Origin of the sequence: Microbacterium sp. LWH7-1.2 (assembly GCF_038397755.1) — a bacterium.
In the GTDB taxonomy this organism is placed as follows: Bacteria; Actinomycetota; Actinomycetes; order Actinomycetales; family Microbacteriaceae; genus Microbacterium.
In genome coordinates this window covers 83705-102227 of record NZ_CP151637.1, presented here as the reverse complement: position 1 = coordinate 102227, position 18523 = coordinate 83705, and the positions used below count along the sequence as shown (strand labels likewise).

17 protein-coding genes and 1 pseudogene are annotated in these 18523 nt (G+C 70.2%); 12 read left to right on the top strand and 6 right to left on the bottom strand.

Going from position 1 to position 18523, the window contains the following annotated elements; all coding sequences use genetic code 11:
• Window positions 1-20: 20 nt before the first annotated feature.
• Both MRBLWH7_RS00475 and MRBLWH7_RS00470 read left to right on the top strand, forming a co-directional pair.
• Window positions 21-962 (top strand): NADP-dependent oxidoreductase, encoded by a 942-nt coding sequence (locus tag MRBLWH7_RS00475; protein ID WP_341998117.1) that lies wholly within the window; start codon window positions 21-23, stop codon window positions 960-962.
• A gap of 155 nt (window positions 963-1117) precedes the next feature.
• Window positions 1118-2488, top strand: coding sequence for an aminotransferase class V-fold PLP-dependent enzyme (locus MRBLWH7_RS00470; RefSeq protein ID WP_341998115.1), 1371 nt, complete (start codon window positions 1118-1120; stop codon window positions 2486-2488).
• A 90-nt stretch (window positions 2489-2578) separates the two neighbouring features.
• Here the strand turns inward: MRBLWH7_RS00470 and MRBLWH7_RS00465 are convergent, their stop codons facing one another.
• Both MRBLWH7_RS00465 and MRBLWH7_RS00460 read right to left on the bottom strand, forming a co-directional pair.
• Window positions 2579-2983 carry a carboxymuconolactone decarboxylase family protein gene (locus MRBLWH7_RS00465; RefSeq protein ID WP_341998112.1) on the bottom strand — a complete coding sequence of 135 codons (405 nt, stop codon included), beginning with the start codon at window positions 2981-2983 and terminating at the stop codon, window positions 2579-2581.
• Window positions 2976-3353: a MerR family transcriptional regulator gene (locus MRBLWH7_RS00460; protein ID WP_341998110.1), complete on the bottom strand. Its 378-nt coding sequence runs from the start codon at window positions 3351-3353 to the stop codon at window positions 2976-2978. Before MRBLWH7_RS00460 ends, MRBLWH7_RS00465 begins: the two co-directional genes overlap by 8 nt.
• Before the next feature lie 122 nt (window positions 3354-3475).
• Between MRBLWH7_RS00460 and MRBLWH7_RS00455 the strand changes: the two genes are divergently transcribed.
• From MRBLWH7_RS00455 to MRBLWH7_RS00415, 9 genes are all read left to right on the top strand, one after another.
• Entirely contained in the window at window positions 3476-4468 is a 993-nt protein-coding gene (locus MRBLWH7_RS00455; protein WP_341998108.1) for a Gfo/Idh/MocA family oxidoreductase, read from the top strand.
• A 1-nt stretch (window position 4469) separates the two neighbouring features.
• The gene (locus tag MRBLWH7_RS00450) at window positions 4470-5345 is read left to right on the top strand and encodes an NYN domain-containing protein (RefSeq protein ID WP_341998106.1); all 876 of its coding nucleotides are present in this window, start codon (window positions 4470-4472) and stop codon (window positions 5343-5345) included.
• 55 nt (window positions 5346-5400) lie between these two features.
• A complete protein-coding gene (locus MRBLWH7_RS00445) occupies window positions 5401-6603 on the top strand; it encodes an ROK family transcriptional regulator (protein ID WP_341998104.1) in 1203 nt (400 codons plus the stop codon).
• A gap of 9 nt (window positions 6604-6612) precedes the next feature.
• Window positions 6613-7713: a substrate-binding domain-containing protein gene (locus MRBLWH7_RS00440; RefSeq protein ID WP_341998102.1), complete on the top strand. Its 1101-nt coding sequence runs from the start codon at window positions 6613-6615 to the stop codon at window positions 7711-7713.
• 49 nt (window positions 7714-7762) lie between these two features.
• Entirely contained in the window at window positions 7763-8695 is a 933-nt protein-coding gene (locus MRBLWH7_RS00435) for an ATP-binding cassette domain-containing protein (RefSeq protein WP_341998100.1), read from the top strand.
• Window positions 8692-9939, top strand: coding sequence for a sugar ABC transporter permease (locus MRBLWH7_RS00430; RefSeq protein WP_341998098.1), 1248 nt, complete (start codon window positions 8692-8694; stop codon window positions 9937-9939). The genes MRBLWH7_RS00435 and MRBLWH7_RS00430 overlap by 4 nt, the downstream gene beginning before the upstream one ends.
• Window positions 9940-10236: 297 nt before the next feature.
• Window positions 10237-11322 (top strand): substrate-binding domain-containing protein, encoded by a 1086-nt coding sequence (locus MRBLWH7_RS00425; protein ID WP_341998096.1) that lies wholly within the window; start codon window positions 10237-10239, stop codon window positions 11320-11322.
• Between the two features lie 93 nt (window positions 11323-11415).
• On the top strand, window positions 11416-12246 hold the full coding sequence (locus MRBLWH7_RS00420) for an ATP-binding cassette domain-containing protein (RefSeq protein ID WP_341998094.1): 831 nt from the start codon (window positions 11416-11418) through the stop codon (window positions 12244-12246).
• On the top strand, window positions 12243-13514 hold the full coding sequence (locus tag MRBLWH7_RS00415) for an ABC transporter permease (RefSeq protein ID WP_341998092.1): 1272 nt from the start codon (window positions 12243-12245) through the stop codon (window positions 13512-13514). The genes MRBLWH7_RS00420 and MRBLWH7_RS00415 overlap by 4 nt, the downstream gene beginning before the upstream one ends.
• 60 nt (window positions 13515-13574) lie before the next feature.
• Here the strand turns inward: MRBLWH7_RS00415 and MRBLWH7_RS00410 are convergent, their stop codons facing one another.
• Window positions 13575-14279 carry an NAD-dependent deacylase gene (locus tag MRBLWH7_RS00410; RefSeq protein WP_341998089.1) on the bottom strand — a complete coding sequence of 235 codons (705 nt, stop codon included), beginning with the start codon at window positions 14277-14279 and terminating at the stop codon, window positions 13575-13577.
• The gene (locus MRBLWH7_RS00405) at window positions 14276-14893 is read right to left on the bottom strand and encodes a hypothetical protein (protein ID WP_341998087.1); all 618 of its coding nucleotides are present in this window, start codon (window positions 14891-14893) and stop codon (window positions 14276-14278) included. The genes MRBLWH7_RS00410 and MRBLWH7_RS00405 overlap by 4 nt, the downstream gene beginning before the upstream one ends.
• A 96-nt stretch (window positions 14894-14989) precedes the next feature.
• On the opposite strand from MRBLWH7_RS00405, the pseudogene MRBLWH7_RS00400 reads away from it, so the two are divergent.
• A pseudogene (locus MRBLWH7_RS00400) lies at window positions 14990-15157 on the top strand (helix-turn-helix domain-containing protein); the annotation flags it as partial.
• A 53-nt stretch (window positions 15158-15210) separates the two neighbouring features.
• On the opposite strand, the gene MRBLWH7_RS00395 reads toward MRBLWH7_RS00400, so the two are convergent.
• A complete protein-coding gene (locus MRBLWH7_RS00395; protein WP_341998086.1) occupies window positions 15211-16818 on the bottom strand; it encodes a PxKF domain-containing protein in 1608 nt (535 codons plus the stop codon).
• 110 nt (window positions 16819-16928) lie between these two features.
• A complete protein-coding gene (locus tag MRBLWH7_RS00390; protein ID WP_341998084.1) occupies window positions 16929-18461 on the bottom strand; it encodes an ATP-dependent DNA ligase in 1533 nt (510 codons plus the stop codon).
• Window positions 18462-18523 lie beyond the last annotated feature (62 nt).

Sequence of the window (18523 nt, the reverse complement as noted above, 5' to 3'; positions counted from 1 at the left end):
CGCCAGGAGTTGCGCCACTCATGACCACTGCGATCGCGTACAACGAGTTCGGGGGCCCTGAGGTCCTTCACAAGATCTCTGTTCCCGAGCCCATCCCCGCAGCCGGGCAGCTCGCGATCCGCGTGACGGCCGCCGGCGTCAACCCGATCGACGGCAAGCTGCGCTCGGGTCGCCGGCCGTCGGGCGAGATCACCGGGCCGCGGCGTCTGGGAGGCGACGGCGCCGGTGTGGTGGCGGGCGTCGGCGAAGGCGTCGACGGGTTCCGCGTCGGCGACCCGGTCGTGTTCGCCGGGGCGTCGGGTGCTTATGCGACCGAGGTCGCGGTGGCCGCCGCGCACGTCTTCCCGCGGCCCCCGCAGGTGAGTGCGGCCGAGGGGGCCGCCCTCGGCATCCCGATCGGAACGGCCTACCAGACGCTCCGCTCCCTCGCGGTCGGCCGCGATGACACCGTGCTCGTGCACGCCGGGTCAGGTGCCGTCGGCCAGGCCCTCATCCAGTTCGCCGTGCTGTGGGGCGCGACCGTCATCGCGACGTCGTCCGAGGGCCGCTTCGACCGCGTCCGCCAGCTCGGCGCGATCCCCGTCGCGTACGGTGAGGGGCTCGCCGACCGCGTGCGCGCGGCCGCTCCCCAGGGCGTGACGGTCGCCATCGACGCGGCCGGCACCGACGAGGCCCTCGACACCTCGCTCGAGCTGGTCGCAGACCGTCAGCGGATCGCGACGCTGGTGCGGGGGCGGGATGCTGCGGGCCGCGGCATCCGTGCATTCTCCGGCGGCTCCCCCGAACCGCTCACCGCGCAGCAGCAGGCGTGGCGCACCGAGGCGGTTCCCGTCGCGCTCGCCCTGATCGCGGCGGGACGCTTCTCGGTCGAACTCGGCCCGTCGTTCGCCCTCGCCGACGCCGCCGAGGCGCATCGCGCGATCGAGTCGGGCGTGGCCGGCAAGGTCACGCTCGTACCGTGACCCGGGCACGCCGGTGATCGCCCGTCACACCGTGCCGGTGACCTCGGCCGTGGCCCGCGCACGCGTTACCGCCGCGGCGATCCGGCGGGGCCGCCGGCGCAACAGTTCGACACACGAAGCAGCACGGTGGGCGCCTCGGCTCGACAATGGTGGGCATGCCTGAACAGACTCGTCCTGCCGCCCCTCGCTCGTTCGCGACGGCGCAGGTGCAGGCCGGGTTCGACTCCGGCATCGCGGAGAACACCGCCATCCCCTCCATCCACCAGTCCAACGGGTTCGAGTTCCGCTCGCTCGCCGAGGCACGCGACCTCTTCGCGCTGCGCAAGGACGGGAACATCTACAGCCGCGCGGCGAACCCCACGGTGCTCGTTCTCGAGCGCCGCGTCGCCGAGCTCGAGGGCGGCATCGCCGCGGCCGGCGTGGCGTCGGGCCAGGCGGCCGTCGCGGTCGCCCTGCTGGCTCTGGCGAAGCAGGGCGAGCACATCGTGGCCGCCCGGCAGCTATACGGCGGCACCGTCGACCTGCTGCAGGACACCTTCGCCGACTGGGGCATCGAGGTGACGTTCGTCGACCAGGACGACCTCGACGCATGGCGCGCCGCCGTTCGTCCGACCACGCGCGCGCTCTTCGCCGAGTCGATCTCGAACCCGATCGCGCAGGTGCTCGACCTCGGCGCCGTCGCCGCCGTCGCCAAGGACGCCGGCGTTCCGCTCGTGATCGACAACACCGTCGCGACGCCCTACCTGCAGCGCGCGAAGGACTTCGGCGCCGACATCGTGGTGCACTCCGCCACGAAGTTCCTCGGCGGCCACGGCACCTCGCTCGGCGGTGTCGTGGTCGACCTCGGCACGTTCGACTTCACCGCGCAGCCTGCGCGCTGGCCGCAGCTGACCCAGACGTACCCGCGCGTGCCGGACGGCAGCCTCGTCGAGCGCTTCGGCGAGACCGCGTCGCCGTACATCGCGCTGGTAAAGACCAAGTACGTTCACGACCTCGGCCCATCGCTCTCGGCCTTCAACGCCTTCCAGCTGCTGCAGGGACTCGAGACGCTCGACCTGCGCATGGAGCGCCACGCCGCGAGCGCCCTCACGGTCGCCAAGTTCCTCGAGACGCACCCCGCCGTCTCGCGTGTGCACCACCCCGGGCTGGAGTCGAGCCCGTGGCGCGCGCAGGCCGAGACCTACCTGACCGATGGAGTGAGCTCGGTGTTCGCGTTCGACCTGCCGACGACGGGCGACGCCGAGGCGGACTTCCGGCTCGTCGAGGCGTTCATCTCGCGCCTCCAGGTGATCCGCCTGGTCGCCAACATCGGCGATGCGCGCAGCCTCGTGGCGCACCCTGCGTCGATGACGCACAGCCACATGTCGCCGACGCAGCTCGCCGAGGCTCACATCGGCCCGACCACCGTGCGCCTGTCGATCGGCCTCGAGGACGCCCGCGACATCGTCGACGACCTGGCCCGCGCGCTCGAGCAGATCACGCTGGCGGAGGACCACGCCGAGCTCGCGGAGAGCGTCGCCCGATAGTTGTTCCTCGACACGTTGTGAACAGGCTGAGGGCGATGCCCTCCCGCTCAAGCTCGAAGGCGATGCGTGCCGCGGACCATGGCCCCCGGCCTATGCGACCGGCAGCAGTTCCCGCTCGGCGAAGACCTTCTTGGCAGTGAATGTCGCATTCAGGGCGCGGGGGAAGCCGCAGTAGACGGCGGCATGCAGGAGCGCCTCGATGATCTGCTGCGGGGTGAGCCCGACGTTGAGCGCGGCGTTGATGTGGACGTCGAGCTGGGGCTCGCAGCCGCCCAGCGCGGTGAGCATACCGAGGGTCACAAGCTGTCGATCGCGGGGTTCCAGACCGGGTCGCGAGTAGATCTCGCCGAAGCCCCACGCGACCACTTGGTGGCCGAGTTCCGGGGAAATGTCGCCGAGCGCGTCGATGACGTTCGTGCCGGCAGCCCCGTCGATCGCGTCGAGCACCTTCTTGCCGTTCTCGAAGCGCTGCTGTCGTTCCGTCGTCTCAGTCATCAGCCGTTCCGTTCTGTCTATTTGCTTCGAGCGCAGCGAGGTCGTCCCGGTAGATCGTGATCTTCTCGGCCAGCGCGTTCTCGTGGGCGCGCAGTCGGGCGATCTGCTCGCGCAGACCTTTCTGATGCGCTTCGAGCAGTCGCAAGCGGGGCTCCGTTGTCAGCGGTCCCTGCTCGCGGAAGGCTGCATACTCGCGCATCCGCGCAATCGGCATGCCCGTCTCGCGAAGACGCAGCAGGAACTTCACCCACTCCACGTCCACCGCCGAGTATCGACGCTGATTCCCAGAGTTCCGGGCCACCGGCCGGATCAACTCGGCGCGCTCGTAATAGCGCAGCGTGTGCGCCGCCACTCCGGTCGCCTCGCTCATCTGCGCGACCGTGAGACGTGTTCCGTCCTCTGCCATACCAGCAGGCTAGAAGTTGGAGCGCGCTCTAAGTCAAACCCTGCGCGTCGACAACCTCATCGCCCGGTACAGCTAGCCTCGTGTTCATGACCTCGCCCTCCTCCCTCCGCTGGGGGATCCTCGGACCGGGCGGCATCGCCCGTGCGTTCACCAGCGACCTGCGCACCGCGGGACTCGACGTCGCCGCCGTGGGTTCCCGGCGCCGCGAGACCGCCGAGGCCTTCGCCGCCGACTTCGGCATCGCGCACGCCCACGGCTCCTACGAGGACCTCGTCGCCGATCCCGCCGTCGACATCGTGTACATCGCGACGCCGCATCCGGTGCACGCAGCGAACGCACTGCTCGCCCTCGACGCGGGAAAGCACGTGCTCGTCGAGAAGGCGTTCACCCTCAACGCGGCGGAGGCCGTGGCGGTGCGCGACTCGGCAGCGGAACGCGGACTCCTCGTGATGGAGGCGATGTGGACGCGCTACCTGCCGCACATGGTCCGCATCCGCGAACTGGTGGACTCCGGCGCGCTCGGCGAGGTCCGCGCCGTCACCGCCGACCACACGCAGCGCCTGCCTTCCGACCCCGGACACCGCATCAACGCGCTGGAACTCGGCGGCGGCGCCCTGCTCGACCTCGGGATCTACCCGGTGTCGTTCGCGTGGGACATCCTGGGCGAGCCGCTCTCGATCGCTGCGGCCGCGCGCATCGGCGACGCCGGATCCGACACAGAGGTCGCGACGATCATGACCCACGCGTCGGGCGCGCTGTCGACCTCCCTTTCGGCATCGCGCGGCGCGGGCCCCAACACCGCGGCGGTCATCGGCACCGAGGCCCGCATCGACATCGACAGCGTCTGGTACTCGGCCACCTCGTTCCGCCTGGTCGGCCCCGACGGCGCGGTGCGCGAGGAGTTCCGTTCCGACATCGAGGGGCGCGGCATGCAGTACCAGGCTCTCGCCGCCGAGCGGTACCTCGCCGAGGGCCGCACCGACTCCGACGTGCTGCCCATCGACGAGACCGTCGCGATCATGGCCACCCTCGACGAGATCCGCGACCTCGTCGGCGTGCGCTATCCCGGTGAGGAGTGACATGCCCGACCTGCTGAGCCCGCGCGTGGCCGTGTACCTGGACTTCGACAACATCGTGATGTCGTGGTACGACCGCGTGCACGGCAAGAACTCCTACTCCCGCGACCGTCAGAAGATCGCGACGGATGCTGCGAACCCCGAGATCGCGGAGCGCCTGGCCGCCGCGACGATCGACGTCGGTGCGATCATCGACTACGCGACGTCGTTCGGCACCCTGGTGCTCACCCGCGCCTACGCGGACTGGTCGGCGCCCGTCAACGCCGAGTACCGCTCGCAGCTCGTGGCGCGTGCCGTCGACCTCGTGCAGCTCTTCCCCGCCGCGGCGTACGCCAAGAACGGGGCCGACATCCGCCTCGCGGTGGATGCCGTCGAGGACATGTTCCGCCTGCCCGACCTGACGCACGTCGTGATCGTCGCCGGGGACTCCGACTACGTGCCGCTCGCCCAGCGCTGCCGCCGCCTGGGCCGCTTCGTCGTGGGCGTGGGTGTCGCGGGCTCGACCGCCAAGTCGCTCGCCGCGGCGTGCGACCAGTTCGATTCGTACGACGCCCTGCCCGGGGTCGCGGCTCCGGCGTCGGGGAAGAAGGATGCTGCGCCGCAGCGTGCGTCCGGCAGCCGGCGTGCGAGGAAGACCGCCGTCGATCCGACCGAATCCCTTCTCGAGCGCGCACTCCGTCTGGAGAGCGACAAGGAAGGCGTGGAGTGGCAGCACGCCTCGGCGGTGAAGAGCCTCATCAAGCGGCTCGACCCGGCCTTCAGCGAGAAGGCCCTCGGGCACAAGAGCTTCTCGGAGTTCGTGAAGGCGCATCCGGGCGTCGCCGAGGTCGACGAGTCGGGCAACATCGTGCTCATCCGCCTCGCCGCCGACCGGCGCTGACCTTGCGTGAACCACAGCCGGCCGGGGAAATCGGCCGTGGGATACAGTGTGACCTGTGGCACGCCGTCAAGCCCCGCCGGGCTCGCAGACCTCGCTGCGCGAGGCCAATCGCGCGCGTGTCATCGAGTCGTTGAAGCGCCACGGCCGTCTCACCCAGATCGAGCTCGCCGGCAGCACGGGCCTCTCGCCCGCCACGGTCTCGAACATCGTCAAGGAGCTGACGGCGTCGGGCCTCCTGCACACGTCGTTCACGACGAGCAGCGGGCGCCGCGCGACCCTGGTGTCGCTCGCCCGCCGCCTCGGCCTCGTCGCCGGGGTCCACTACAGCTCGCGCCACCTGCACATCGCCATCGCCGACACCGCGCGCACCATCGTGACGCAGTCGTCGCTGCCGCTCCCCCTCGACCACCGCCACGACTCCGAGCTCGATCGGCTCGCCCTGCTGCTCGGCGACATGATGGAGTCCCTCGGCGGATCCATCGCCGATCTCCTCGGCGTCGGTCTCGCGCTTCCCGCGCCCATCGATCCGCGGACCGGCATGGTGTCGACGCCCGGGCTGCTGCGCGGCTGGGAGAACGTCGACGTCGCCGAGAGCCTCGCCATCCGCATCGGACGCCCCGTGCACGTCGACAGTGAGGCGAACCTCGGCGGGCTCGCCGAGGCGCGCGAAGGCAATGGACGCTCGGCCGCGTCGTCGGTGTTCATCCGCGTGGGGCACACCATCAGCGCCGGGCTCGTCGTGGGCGGCGACCTGTTCCGCGGCGTCAACGGCAAGGCGGGCCAGATCGGGCACGTCACCCTCGACGAGAACGGCCCCATCTGCCGCTGCAGCAATCGCGGCTGCCTCGAGACCTACGCCGGCGGGCCCGCACTGCTGTCGCTCTTCCCGCCGAGCGAGGGCATGCACCGCCTCGGCGACCTGCTGCACGCCGCCGAGGCGGGCGACGGCGCGGCGCGCCGCGTGATCGCCGACGCGGGCCGGCACATCGGCATCGCCGCCGCGAGCCTCTGCAATCTCTTCGACCCCGAGCTCATCGTGGTCGGCGGCGAGCTCGGCCAAGCCGGCGAGATCCTCATGGCTCCGATGCGCCACTCGCTCGAGCGCACCGCGCTCCCGTCCGCGGACGGCCTGCCCGAGATCGTGGGCGCCTCCTTCGGCGAGTGGGCCGAGACCCGCGGTGCCATCGCGATCGCCCTCGACCATGTCACGGTCGACGCCCAGCTGCCGGCCGCACCGTCGCTGCCCATCACCGCATAGGCTCGTCCGATGCCCCGTACGCGCCCCGATCGGCCGCGGCGGCGCCCGAGCGGGCACCGCGCGCTGGCGGCGGCGTCCGGTGTCCTCCTCGCCGCAGCGATGATGCTGTCGGCGTGCTCCGGCACGCCCGGCCCGGGACGCACCCCCGGCGACGACACGATCGCGCTGCTGCTGCCCGATGCGAAGACCGCGCGCTACGAGACGTTCGACCGGCCGATGTTCGAGGCGCGTGTCGCCGACCTCGGCGAGTACGAGGTGCTCTACGCCAACGCCGACCAGGACGCCGCGAAGCAGCAGCAGCAGGCGGAGTCCGCGCTGGCCGCCGGCGCCGGCGTGCTGGTGCTCGACCCGGTGGACGCGAACGCCGCCGTCAGCATCGTGAGCTCGGCGAACGCGAAGGGCGTGCCCGTCATCTCGTACGACCGGCTCGTCGCCGGCGGCGACCTGGCGTACTACATCTCGTTCGACAACGAGAAGGTCGGCGTGCTGCAGGCCACCGCGTTCGTGGAGGGTGTGCAGGCAGAGGACGAGGGGAGCGGCATCCTGATGGTCAACGGCTCCCCCACCGACAGCAACGCGGCACTGTTCAAGCAGGGCGCGCACAGCATCATCGACGACAGCGGCCTGCGCGTGCTCGCCGAGTACGACACCCCCGGATGGAACCCCGAGAAGGCGCAGGAGTGGGTGTCGGGTCAGATCGCGCAGCACGGCGACGCCATCGCGGGGGTGTACGCCGCGAACGACGCGACGGCGGGCGGCGCCGTCGCGGCGCTGCGGGTCGCGAACGTCGATCCCCTGCCGATCGTGACGGGCCAGGATGCCGAGCTCTCGGCGATCCAGCGCATCCTGACGGGCGACCAGTACATGACCGTCTACAAGGCGATCAAGCCGCAGGCCGAACTCGCGGCCGAGGTGGCGGTCAAGCTGCTGCACGGCGAGAAGGTCACGGCCCCGCTCGAGATCCAGGGCACGCCCGCGACTCTCCTCGACCCGGTCGCCGTGACGATCGACGACATCATGGACACCGTGGTCGCCGACGGGTTCTGGTCGGTCGACGACATCTGCACCCCGGCGTACGCGGATGCATGCGAAGCGGCGGGCATCGGGTAGGGTCCTGACTCTGACAGGGGCGCGGGGGATCGATGAGGACGAGGCGAGGATGTCGATGACGCACCCGCGGGCGGGACGCCCGCGCGAACGCGTGCTGACGATGCGCGGCATCGGCAAGCGCTTCGGCGCCGTCAAGGCGCTGACCGACGTCGACTTCTGGGTCAACGAGGGCGAGGTCGTCGCCCTCGTCGGCGACAACGGCGCCGGCAAGTCGACGCTCGTCAAGGTGCTCGCCGGGGTCCATCCGCCCGACAGCGGCTCCATCGAGTTCGACGGCGAGCCGGTGGGCATCGACTCCCCCGCCGACGCCCAGGACCTCGGGATCGAGACGATCTTCCAGGACCTCGCACTGTGCGACAACCTCGACGTCGTGGCGAACCTGTGGCTCGGCCGCGAACTGCGCGACGGCGCGACGCTCGACGAGGTCGACATGGAGCAGCGCACCTGGACCCTGCTGCGCGAGCTGTCGGCGAAGATCCCGTCGGTGCGCGTCCCGGTCGCGTCGCTCTCGGGCGGCCAGCGCCAGACCGTCGCGATCGCGCGATCGCTCATCGGCGAGCCCCGCGTCGTGATCCTCGACGAGCCGACCGCCGCGCTGGGCGTGGCACAGACCGCGGAGGTGCTGAATCTCATCGAGCGGCTGCGCGAACGCGGGCACGGCGTGATCCTCATCAGCCACAACATGGCCGACGTCATGGCGGTCGCCGACCGCGTGGTCGTCCTGCGCCTCGGCCGCAACAACGGTGTCTACAACGTCGCCGACGTCACGAGCGAGACGCTCATCGCGGCCATCACCGGAGCGGTCGACCAGTCCACTCTGCGACGGGCGTCCGAGCGGACGGATGCTGCACCCCCGCCGTCACCGGCCGGCCCGCCGGACGAACCCGAGCTCGACAAGCACACCGCCGGGGGCACGGTCATCCGCATGCCCCGCGCCGGGTCCCGCCGCACCTCCCGTCCCCACGGGGACGGGACCCGATGAGCCTCCACGGCGAAGAGCGCCTCGCGGAGACCGCCCCGGAGGAGCGGCTCCTGAGCGGCAGCGGCATCCGTCACGCCCTCGAGGCGTTCGTGGCGCGCGTGCGCGGCGGCGATCTCGGGGCGCTCCCCGTCGTGCTCGGGATCGTGGTGATCTGGACGGTCTTCCAGCTGCTGAACCCGGTGTTCCTGTCGAGCGAGAACCTCGTCAACCTCACGATGCAGTGCGCGGCGATCGGCACGATCGCCCTCGGCGTGGTGCTCGTGCTGCTCGTCGGCGAGATCGACCTCTCGGTCGGCTCGGTGTCGGGCCTCGCCGCAGCGGTGCTTGCTGTGACCTTCGTGCAGCTGCAGTGGAACCTCGTGCTCGCGCTGATCGCGGCCATCGCGATCGGGTGCCTCGTGGGGCTGCTCTACGGCTATCTGTTCACGCGGTTCGGTCTTCCGAGCTTCGTCATCACGCTCGCCGGTCTGCTCGGCTTCCTGGGCCTGCAGCTGTGGGTGCTCGGCGAGACGGGATCGATCGCGATCCCGTTCGATTCGTGGCTCGTGCAGTTCGCGCAGCAGATGTTCCTTCCGGCGTGGGCGTCGTATGTCGTGGCCGTCCTCGCCGTCGCCGCCTTCGCCTGGTCGCTCATACGGCGTTCACGACGGCGCGCGGCTGCCAACCTCGTGAGTCAGAGCTACGGCGAGATCGCGGTGCGCAGCGCCGTACTGCTCGTGTTCCTGCTCGTCGCGGCGTGGTACCTCAACCTGTACCGCGGCGTCGGCGTGATGTTCCTGTTCTTCCTCGCGCTCGTGGTCGCGATGAACTTCGTCCTCACCCGCACCCGGTGGGGGCGCGCGGTCTACGCGGTCGGCGGATCGGTCGAGGCCGCGAGACGCGCGGGGATCCGCGTCGACCGGATCTACCTGTCCGTCTTCGCGATGTGCTCCACCCTCGCCGCCGTGGGCGGCATCCTCGCCGCCGCGCGGCTCGCCTCAGCCAATCAGAGCTCGGGCACCGGCGACGTGAACCTCAACGCGATCGCGGCCGCCGTCATCGGCGGCACCAGCCTGTTCGGCGGACGCGGATCCGCGTTCTCGGCACTCATCGGCATCGTCGTGATCCAGTCGATCTCGTCGGGCCTGACGCTTCTGAACCTCGACTCCTCGGTCCAGTTCATGGTGACCGGCGTCGTGCTCGTGCTCGCGGTGATCGTCGACTCCCTCTCGCGCCGTACCCGCGCGGCGACCGGTCGCGCCTGACTCGCACGAGCCGCACTGTCTTTACTTGACGAACGCGGCGTCACGGCGCGTCTTGCCCCTCGCTTCACCCTCTGCGCATGTTGTGTTCCATCCATGCCTCCGGATGGCAAAATGCACGGAAAGCGCTTGCGCCATAGCCCTCGTCGGGACGGCTGGAGACAAGCCGGCCGGGCGTTGCCAAAGCGTTACGTTCAAGACTTGACGATAAGAATCGAACGTCGTCATGATCGTGTTCAGCGCGATACGCGCCAGGGACGATCCTGGCGACTCGCTCGCTTCAATGACGAAAGGCGAATGATGAAGAAGTCTTCACTCCTCGCCGTGGCGGCGCTCTCGGGCGCGGCCGCGGTGGTGCTGGCCGGCTGTGCCGGCGGCGGCAACGGCAACGGCAACGGAGGTTCGACCGAGGGCGGCGGCGACGCCACCAGCCGCGCCTGCGTGATCCTGCCGGATGCGGCGTCGTCGCCGCGCTGGGAGAACTTCGACCGCAAGTACCTCCAGGAGGGTCTGGAGGCCGCGGGTTTCGAGGCCGACATCCAGAACGCGCAAGCCGACGTCAACAAGTACTCGACGATCGCCGACCAGCAGCTCACACAGGGCTGCGGTGTCATGCTGCTCGTCGACTACCAAGGCGCTGCGGAGGCCGTCGCGACCAAGGCGAAGGCCGAAGGCATCCCCGTGATCGCCTACGACCGTCCCTTCGAGGGCGCCGACTACTATGTCTCCTTCGACAACATGGAGGTCGGACGCCTTCAGGGCCAGACGGTCCTCGACGGACTGGAGACCAAGGGCGTCGCTCCGGCGGACGCCATCGTCGTCTACATGGGCGGCGATCCGACCGACGGCAACGCGGCGATGTTCCACGACGGCGCCGTCGAGGTGATGGAGGCCGCGGGCATCACGCCTGCGGCCGAGCCCCCGGGGATCTGGGACCAGGCCAAGTCGCAGACCAACTTCGAGCAGGCCCTGACGGGCCTGGGCGGCAAGGTCGACGGCGTGTGGGTCGCGAACGACACCAACGCCGCGGGCGTCATCAAGGTCCTGCAGGACAACAACCTGACGGGGGTCGCTGTGTCGGGTCAGGACGCGAACGTCGCGGGCCTGCAGAACGTGCTGCTCGGCTGGCAGACAGCGACCGTCTGGAAGCAGGTCAACCTCGAGGCCGAGGCTGCCATCGAGACGGCCGTCGCCCTCTTGAACGGCGAGACCCCCGAGGCCGACGCCGAGCTCGAAGACGGCACGCCGTACATCCAGGTCACGCCGACGCTGGTCGGCCCCGAGCAGGTCAAGGACGTCGTCGCCGCCGGCGACGCCGCCTACGACGACGTCTGCACCCCTGACGTGATGGCCGCCTGCGAGCAGTATGGAGTCACCGCCGAGTAGTGGATCGGCTACGGCTGAATCCGCGAGGGGGCGTCGCGCCGAACGGCGTGACGCCCCTTCGCGCCGGACCATGACATTCCCAAGGAAGCGAGCATGTCAGACACAATCACCACCCCACCGGCCACTGCGGCCGGCGCCGAGCCGATCATCCAGCTGGTCGGGGTCAAGAAGTCCTTCGGCCCCGTGAGCGTCCTGAAGGGCGTGGATCTCAAAGTCCACCCCGGCAAGGTCACCGCCCTCGTGGGCGACAACGGCGCCGGCAAGTCCACGCTCATCAAGGGTCTGGCCGGCGTGCAGCCCTACGACGAGGGCGAAGTCCTCATCGACGGCGTCCACCGCGACCTCCACACACCCCGCGACGCAGGGCACCTGGGCATCGAGGTCGTGTACCAGGACCTCGCCCTGTGCGACAACCTCGACATCGTCCAGAACATGTTCCTCGGCCGTGAAGAGCTCTCGTCCGGCACCTTCGACGAGGGGCGCATGGAGAAGGAGGCGTCCGACACGCTGCGCTCCCTCTCGGTGCGCACCGTGAAGTCCGTCCGCCAAAAGGTGTCGAGCCTGTCCGGCGGCCAGCGGCAGACCGTGGCCATCGCTCGCGCCGTCCTGAAGAAGGCCCGGGTGGTGATCCTCGACGAGCCCACGGCCGCCCTCGGCGTCGCTCAGACCGAGCAGGTGCTGAACCTGGTGAAGCGCCTGTCGGAGCAGGGCGTCGCCGTTATCCTCATCAGCCACAACCTGGTGGACGTCTTCGAGGTCGCCGACGACATCGCCGTCCTGTACCTCGGTCAGATGGTCGCCCAGATCCCGGCGTCCTCGACGACCCGCGACGACGTCGTGGGCTACATCACCGGAACCAAGGCACCCGCCGGTGTCACGATCCTCGATACGTCGACCGTTCGCACCGAAGGAGGCGCGGAATGAGCAGCAATGCCACCCGGACCGAGGCCGCTCCCGATCCGATCGCGAGCGACCTGATCGGCAGCGGCATGGAGGGCGGCGTCGGCGACCAGCTCCGGGCGTGGTGGCAGCGGGTGCGAGGTGGTGACATGGGCGCGCTTCCCGCGCTCGGCGGCCTCATCGTGCTCGGCGCGCTGTTCTCGATCATGAGCCCGTTCTTCCTCACCGAGCGCAACTTCGCCAACCTGCTGAACCAGGCAGCGACGCTCGTCGTGCTCGGCATGGCGCTCGTGTTCGTGCTGCTCCTCGGCGAAATCGACCTGTCCGCCGGTGTCACCGGCGGTGTCGGCATGGCGCTGTTCGTCGTGCTGAATGCCCAGTTCGGCATCCCCTGGCCGCTCGCACTCCTGATCGGCTTCGGCTTCGGCTTCCTCACCGGGGCGCTCATCGGCTTCTTCGTGGCGAGGGTGGGCATCCCGTCGTTCGTCGTCACATTGGGGTTGTTCCTCGGGTTCCAGGGTCTCGCGCTCGTCATCATCGGCCCCGGCGGCCTGTTCCGCCTCGAGGTGCCCGAGCTCATCGCACTCCAGAACGGAAACCTGCCCGTGTGGGGCGGATGGGCGATGCTCGTGATCATGCTCGCGATCTCGGGGGGAACGTCGTTCTGGGACCGGGCACGCCGCACGCGTGCCGGTGTTCCGAACCGTGCGCTGTCGATGGTGTGGATCAAGCTCGCGGCGATCGCCGTGATCGGCGGCGCGGTGGTCTTCGTCCTCAACCAGAACCGCGGCCAGTCCGTGGTCGAGGTGGCCGGGGTTCCCATCGTCGTGCCGGTCGTACTGACGATCCTCTGGCTCGGCACGTTCCTGCTCGACCGCACCAAGTTCGGCCGCTACATCTACGCCATCGGCGGCAACGCCGAAGCCGCACGCCGTTCCGGCGTCAAGGTGCGGTGGATCAAGTGGTGGGCGTTCGTGATCTGCTCGAGCCTCGCGGTGTTCTCGGCGCTGCTGAGCGTCGCGCGCGTCGGCTCCGTCGACGCCACCGTCGGCCGCGACATCGTGCTGTCGGGCGTCGCGGCAGCCGTCGTCGGCGGGGTCAGCCTGTTCGGCGGCAAGGGTCGGCTGATGCACGCCGCGATCGGTGCGCTGGTGATCGCGACGATCACGAACGGTCTGGGCCTGCTCAACCTGCCCGCCGGCGTCAACCTGCTGGTGACCGGCGGCGTGCTGATCCTCGCCGCGACCGTGGACGCACTCTCGCGCGTGCGGTCGGGCGGGGTGCGCATGTAGCGCGTCGCACACATGCGTAGAGCGCCGGGCGGATGCTTCCACCCGGCGCTCTTCCGTGGACTACTCCGCACGCCGCGCGGCGACGATCTCATCCACCCACGCCGGCACGAGCTCGCTCGCGAGGCCGGCCCGCGCCTCGTCGAAGGGCACGGCCGGGTCGCTGGGCTCGAGGTTGAGCTCCACCGTGCGCGCCCCGAAGGCCGACGCGAGCGCGACGTACCCGGCCGCCGGGTACACCTCCCCCGACGTGCCGATCGAGACGAACACGTCGCACGCGACGACCGCCTGCTCGATGCGGTCGAGCTCGTACGGCATCTCGCCGAACCAGACCACGTCGGGGCGCAGCATCCGTTCTCCGCACTCCGGGCACGCGGGGCGGTCGACGAGGTCGGCGTCCCAGTCGGGCCGGGAACCGCACGCGAGGCAGAGCGCGCGCCGCAGCTCGCCGTGCATGTGCACGAGGTTGCGGCTCCCGGCTCGCTCGTGCAGGTCGTCGACGTTCTGCGTGACGACGAGCAGGTCGTCTCCCATCGCGCCCTCGAGACGGGCGAGCGCGCGATGCGCGGCATTCGGAACCACGGATGCCACCGCCCGGCGTCGCGCGTCATAGAACGCCTGGACGAGGTCGGGGTCACGCTCGAAGCCCTCCGGCGTCGCGACATCCTCGATGTCGTGCCCCTCCCAGAGACCGTCGGGGCCGCGGAAGGTGGGCACGCCGCTCTCTGCCGAGATGCCGGCCCCCGTCAGCACAACGATGCGATTCATCGCACGGTGCCGGGCGCGACGTGCGACAGCACGCGCTCCCAGACGTCCGCGAGGATGAGCCGCGCCTCGTGGCCCGACTTCGGCACCATCTCGACCCGGGCAGATGCCAGATGATCCTTGAACCAGCGCGCCGCAGCGGATGCGGCCGTCGGGTCGGCCTGGCCGTTCATCAGGAGCGTCTTCGCGGAGATGCGGCCGAGGAGCTCGGCGACCTCGCTCGCGCCCAGCTCGGACTCCGGTCGGGGAACGGCGACGAGCGCCAGTCGGTCGACGCCCTCGCCGAGGTGCGCCGCGATCATTATCGCGAGCTCTCCGGCCTCGCCGACTCCCACGAGGCCGACCGGACGCTCGTGCGCCTCGTCCGCGATGAACCGCGCGATGACGCTCGCGGTCGCCTCTGCCGGGGTGGCGCCGCGGTACGCCACAGGGTCGTCGATGTCGTCGACGGTGAGCCCCACGGCGACGATCCTGGCGTCGCGGTGCGCGGTGACATCGGGCCGCGGATCAGACAGGGTCGAGATGCCCGAGCGCAGCAGGACGACCGTCCGCTCTGCACCGGGCGCCCCGAAGCTGCGGTTCTCGTACGAGGCATCTGGTGCGGGTCCCTTGGTCATGGCGAAATCCTACGAGCCGTCGGTGCGCGCGGGGTGCGGGGTGAGACGGCGGCCGGCCGCCGAGACCGGAGGTGATACCCCGGACTCCTCGAGGGGCTCGGCGATGGCGAGGCATCTGCCGCGGAGGTCGCCGAGCGCGTCGGGATCTCGCGCGCGACGGCGCAGCGCCATCTCGCCGCGCTGGCGTCACGGGGGCAGGTCGAAGTGCGACTGCGCTATGGGTCGACCGGACGCCCCGAGCACCGCTACGCCGCCACTCGATGAAGGCGAGGGGCCCGGATCGTCGAGATCCGGGCCCCTGCCTGCTGGAAGGCGGTCTACTTCAGCTTGAAGTCCGCGGTGATGGTCGTGACGTTGTCAGCGGCCAGCATGGTGACCCGGTAGCAGTTGCCCGCACCGGATTTCGGCGTCTGCCAGTTCTGGATGAACTGACCGGCTGTGGTGTCGTACCGCAGCACCGTGCTGCCGGTGCTCACCAGCTCGATGTCATCTGTCAGCGTCGACGCGCTCGAGCACGCGATGGCCTTCACGGTGAAGCTCTTGACTGCAGTGACGTTCGTGAGCTCGGTCGCCCCGGCGAACACCTCGAACTTGAGCGGCACCGTCGACCCCGCCTTCACCGTGTTGAGCACACCGCCCATGTCGACCGGCTGGAAGAACCCTCGCGTCGTCCACGGGTCGACCGTGTAGGTGTACGCGCCGGGTTCGGTGGTGGAGACGTTGCCCCGACTGTCCGCCGCCGTCGCCGTCAGCTCGTGGGTGCCGACCACCGTGCTGAACCCGTCGACCAGGCAGTCGACGTCGCCGTCCACCAGGTCCACCGCCGTGCAGCTGGGCTGCGGGATCGCTTCGCCGAACACGTAGTGCCCGCCGTTGACCGGTCCGGCGGTCCACGTGATCACGGGCGGTGTCGTGTCGGTGATCTCGACGGTGAACGTCGACGAACCGGTGTTGCCCGCCGCATCGGTCGCGGAGCACGTGACGGTCGTCACGCCGACCTCGAAGCCGGTGCCGGACTCGGGGCTGCAGGCAGCGACGAGCCCGGAGGTGACCGCCTCGGTCACCGTCGGGCTCGCCCACGCGACAACCGTCGTGGGTCCGGTCGCCTCGCGGACGACATCCGGCAGATCCTCGACCACCGGAGCCGTCGTATCCTCCACGACGACGTCGAACGTTCCGGTGCCCTCATTCCCTGCAGCATCCTTCGCCGTGCACGACACGGTGGTCGTGCCGAGCGGGAACGTCGTGCCGGACCGCGGCTGACAGGTCACGAGCGGTTCCGCGGGCGCGGTCTCGTCGGTCGCCGTCGCCTCGAACGTCACGACAGCCCCCGCTGCGCTGGTGGCCTCGGCGGTGAGATCTGCCGGAAGGGTCAGAACCGGCGCGATCGTGTCCGTCACGCTGACGCAGGTGACGCCGGCCGTCCAATTCACCGTCACGGAAGCGTTGCCCTCGACCTTCTGCGTCGTGCTGCCGGTCTTGGCGCCGGAGTAGGCGAAGTTGACCTTGCCCTGCCCGGCGGCTGTCTTGGCAGGCAGCGTCACCGGCACCGCGATCGTGTCCGTCCCGATTCTGTTCTGAGTATCCACATGCCAGTCGCCGTCGACGGTCAGGGTGGTGTCAGGCATCGACGCCGTCATTCCCTGCTCCGCCGACGTGAACGACACCGTGACCACGGCACCGTCTGCGAACCGGTTCTGGTCGCCGCCGTTGCCACGGGCGGCCAGCAGGACTGTGAACGTCCTGCTGGTGTCGGTACAGGCGGCGCCGATGTTCGCGGCTTGGCCGTCTGGCCCCGCGATCGGCACGACGCCGTCTCCGTCGACGATGATCTGGTCCGCCACGGCCGCTGACGCCCCACCTGCAACGAGCAGGAGGGCGACCCCGGCCGCGGCGAGCGCGCGAAAAGCACTCGATCGCAACATGGATCGATCCCCATTTCTCCCCACCGGTCACAGCCTCGTTGCCGGACACGGTCCCAGGCGTCATCGTAAGTGGAGAGCGCTCCACCCGCCTAGTACTCAGGCAGGACTGATCAACTCCTGAGCAGGGCGCGCAGCGACGCGATCGTGTCTGCTTCGTCGGGGCGCTTATCGGGGCGGTAGCCCTTCACCCGTGCGAAGCGCAGGGCGACGCCGCCCGGGTAACGCGACGAGCGCTGCACGCCGTCGATCGCGATCTCGACGACCGTCTCGGGGCGCACGTGCACGGCGTACGCAGAGCGGTGCGTCTCGATGGTCGGGAAGTGCTCGGTCTGCCACCGCAGCGTCGCGTCGGTGAGGCCCTTGAACGTCTTGCCCACCATCACGAAGCCGCCCGGCGCGCCGAAGGCGCCCTCGGGGTCTCGGGCACCCAGGTGAAGGTTCGAGAGCTGCCCGGTGCGACGGCCCGATCCCCACTCCACGGCGAGCACGACGAGATCGTAGGTGAGAACGGGCTTGACCTTGAGCCAGCTCTTGCCGCGTCGACCGGCGGCGTAGGGCGCGTCGAGCGCTTTCACCATCACTCCCTCGTGGCCCGCCGCGAGCGCCTGGCGCGAGAACTCCTCGGCCTCCCCGGGGTCGTCGGTGACGACGCCGGGCATACGAGCATCGCCCACGGCCCGGTCGAGCAGCTCGAGGCGGGTGGAAAGCGGCTCGTCGATCAGGTCGCGGCCGTCCAGATGCAGGATGTCGAAGAACCACGGCCGCAGCACCGTGGCCGCGGCGTCGTCGCCCATCGACCCGAACCGCGACATGGTGTCCTGGAACGGCCGCGGGCCGCCGTCCTCATCGAGCGACAGCGTCTCGCCGTCGAGGATCACCCGTTCGGCCGGAAGCGCCCGTACCGCCTCGACCAGCTCCGGCACGCGGTGCGTGATGTCGGCGAGGCTGCGCGTGAAGACACGCACGTCGTCGCCGTCGCGATGCACCTGGATGCGCGCACCATCGAGCTTGTACTCGACGGATGCTGCGGCGCCGAGCGTCTCGAGCGCCTCCCTCGTCGAACCCGCCGTCGCGGCCAGCATCGGCAGCACGCCACGCCCGACTTCGAGCCCGACCGCGGAGAGCTCCTCGGAGGTGCCGGTGAGCGCGATGCGCGCCGTCGCACCCAGGTCGCCCGAGAGCATCGCGGCCCGCCGCACGACCGGAGCCTCGCGCTCCGAGCCCTTCGCGATGGCGTCGAGGAGCACGCCCTCGAGCGCGCCCGTGCGCAGTTCGCCGATCATGACCCGCGCGAGGAAATCCCACTCATCGGCGGTGGCGGCGCCCGCGAGCGCGTCGAGCTCGGAGCGTCGGGCGAGCACCGAGCCCGCGCCGTCGGCCGCGGCCAGACGGCTGAGCGATGCGTCGACGTCGAGCACGGTCAGCGTCGGTTCGCCGGCGTGCGCAACCTCGAGGCCCATGAGACTCCGCCAGCCGACCCCGAGTCGCCCCTGCCGCGGGGTGGCCGTGAGGAACCCGATGGCGGGACCGATCTCGTCGGCGTCGAGCTCGCGCAGCAGAGACGCGAGCACGGACACCTTGGCCAGTCGGGACGACGTCGCCGCGACCTCGCCCGTCGCGGTCACCAGCTCGTTCAGCAGCACACCCGCATTCTGGCACCCGCCCCGGACACGTGTCGCGGGCTTGACGACCGGTCCGCGCCTCG

Excerpts from the sequence above, each read along its gene's own strand:
- MRBLWH7_RS00470 (WP_341998115.1), top strand. The coding sequence starts at position 1,118 with ATGCCTGAACAGACTCGTCCTGCCGCCCCTCGCTCGTTCGCGACGGCG.
- MRBLWH7_RS00460 (WP_341998110.1), bottom strand. The coding sequence starts at position 3,353 with ATGAGCGAGGCGACCGGAGTGGCGGCGCACACGCTGCGCTATTACGAG.
- MRBLWH7_RS00420 (WP_341998094.1), top strand. The coding sequence starts at position 11,416 with ATGTCAGACACAATCACCACCCCACCGGCCACTGCGGCCGGCGCCGAG.
- MRBLWH7_RS00395 (WP_341998086.1), bottom strand. The coding sequence starts at position 16,818 with ATGTTGCGATCGAGTGCTTTTCGCGCGCTCGCCGCGGCCGGGGTCGCC.
- MRBLWH7_RS00465 (WP_341998112.1), bottom strand. The coding sequence starts at position 2,983 with ATGACTGAGACGACGGAACGACAGCAGCGCTTCGAGAACGGCAAGAAG.
- MRBLWH7_RS00430 (WP_341998098.1), top strand. The coding sequence starts at position 8,692 with ATGAGCCTCCACGGCGAAGAGCGCCTCGCGGAGACCGCCCCGGAGGAG.
- MRBLWH7_RS00440 (WP_341998102.1), top strand. The coding sequence starts at position 6,613 with ATGCCCCGTACGCGCCCCGATCGGCCGCGGCGGCGCCCGAGCGGGCAC.
- MRBLWH7_RS00475 (WP_341998117.1), top strand. The coding sequence starts at position 21 with ATGACCACTGCGATCGCGTACAACGAGTTCGGGGGCCCTGAGGTCCTT.
- MRBLWH7_RS00410 (WP_341998089.1), bottom strand. The coding sequence starts at position 14,279 with ATGAATCGCATCGTTGTGCTGACGGGGGCCGGCATCTCGGCAGAGAGC.
- MRBLWH7_RS00450 (WP_341998106.1), top strand. The coding sequence starts at position 4,470 with ATGCCCGACCTGCTGAGCCCGCGCGTGGCCGTGTACCTGGACTTCGAC.
- MRBLWH7_RS00455 (WP_341998108.1), top strand. The coding sequence starts at position 3,476 with ATGACCTCGCCCTCCTCCCTCCGCTGGGGGATCCTCGGACCGGGCGGC.
- MRBLWH7_RS00435 (WP_341998100.1), top strand. The coding sequence starts at position 7,763 with ATGTCGATGACGCACCCGCGGGCGGGACGCCCGCGCGAACGCGTGCTG.
- MRBLWH7_RS00405 (WP_341998087.1), bottom strand. The coding sequence starts at position 14,893 with ATGACCAAGGGACCCGCACCAGATGCCTCGTACGAGAACCGCAGCTTC.
- MRBLWH7_RS00425 (WP_341998096.1), top strand. The coding sequence starts at position 10,237 with ATGAAGAAGTCTTCACTCCTCGCCGTGGCGGCGCTCTCGGGCGCGGCC.
- MRBLWH7_RS00415 (WP_341998092.1), top strand. The coding sequence starts at position 12,243 with ATGAGCAGCAATGCCACCCGGACCGAGGCCGCTCCCGATCCGATCGCG.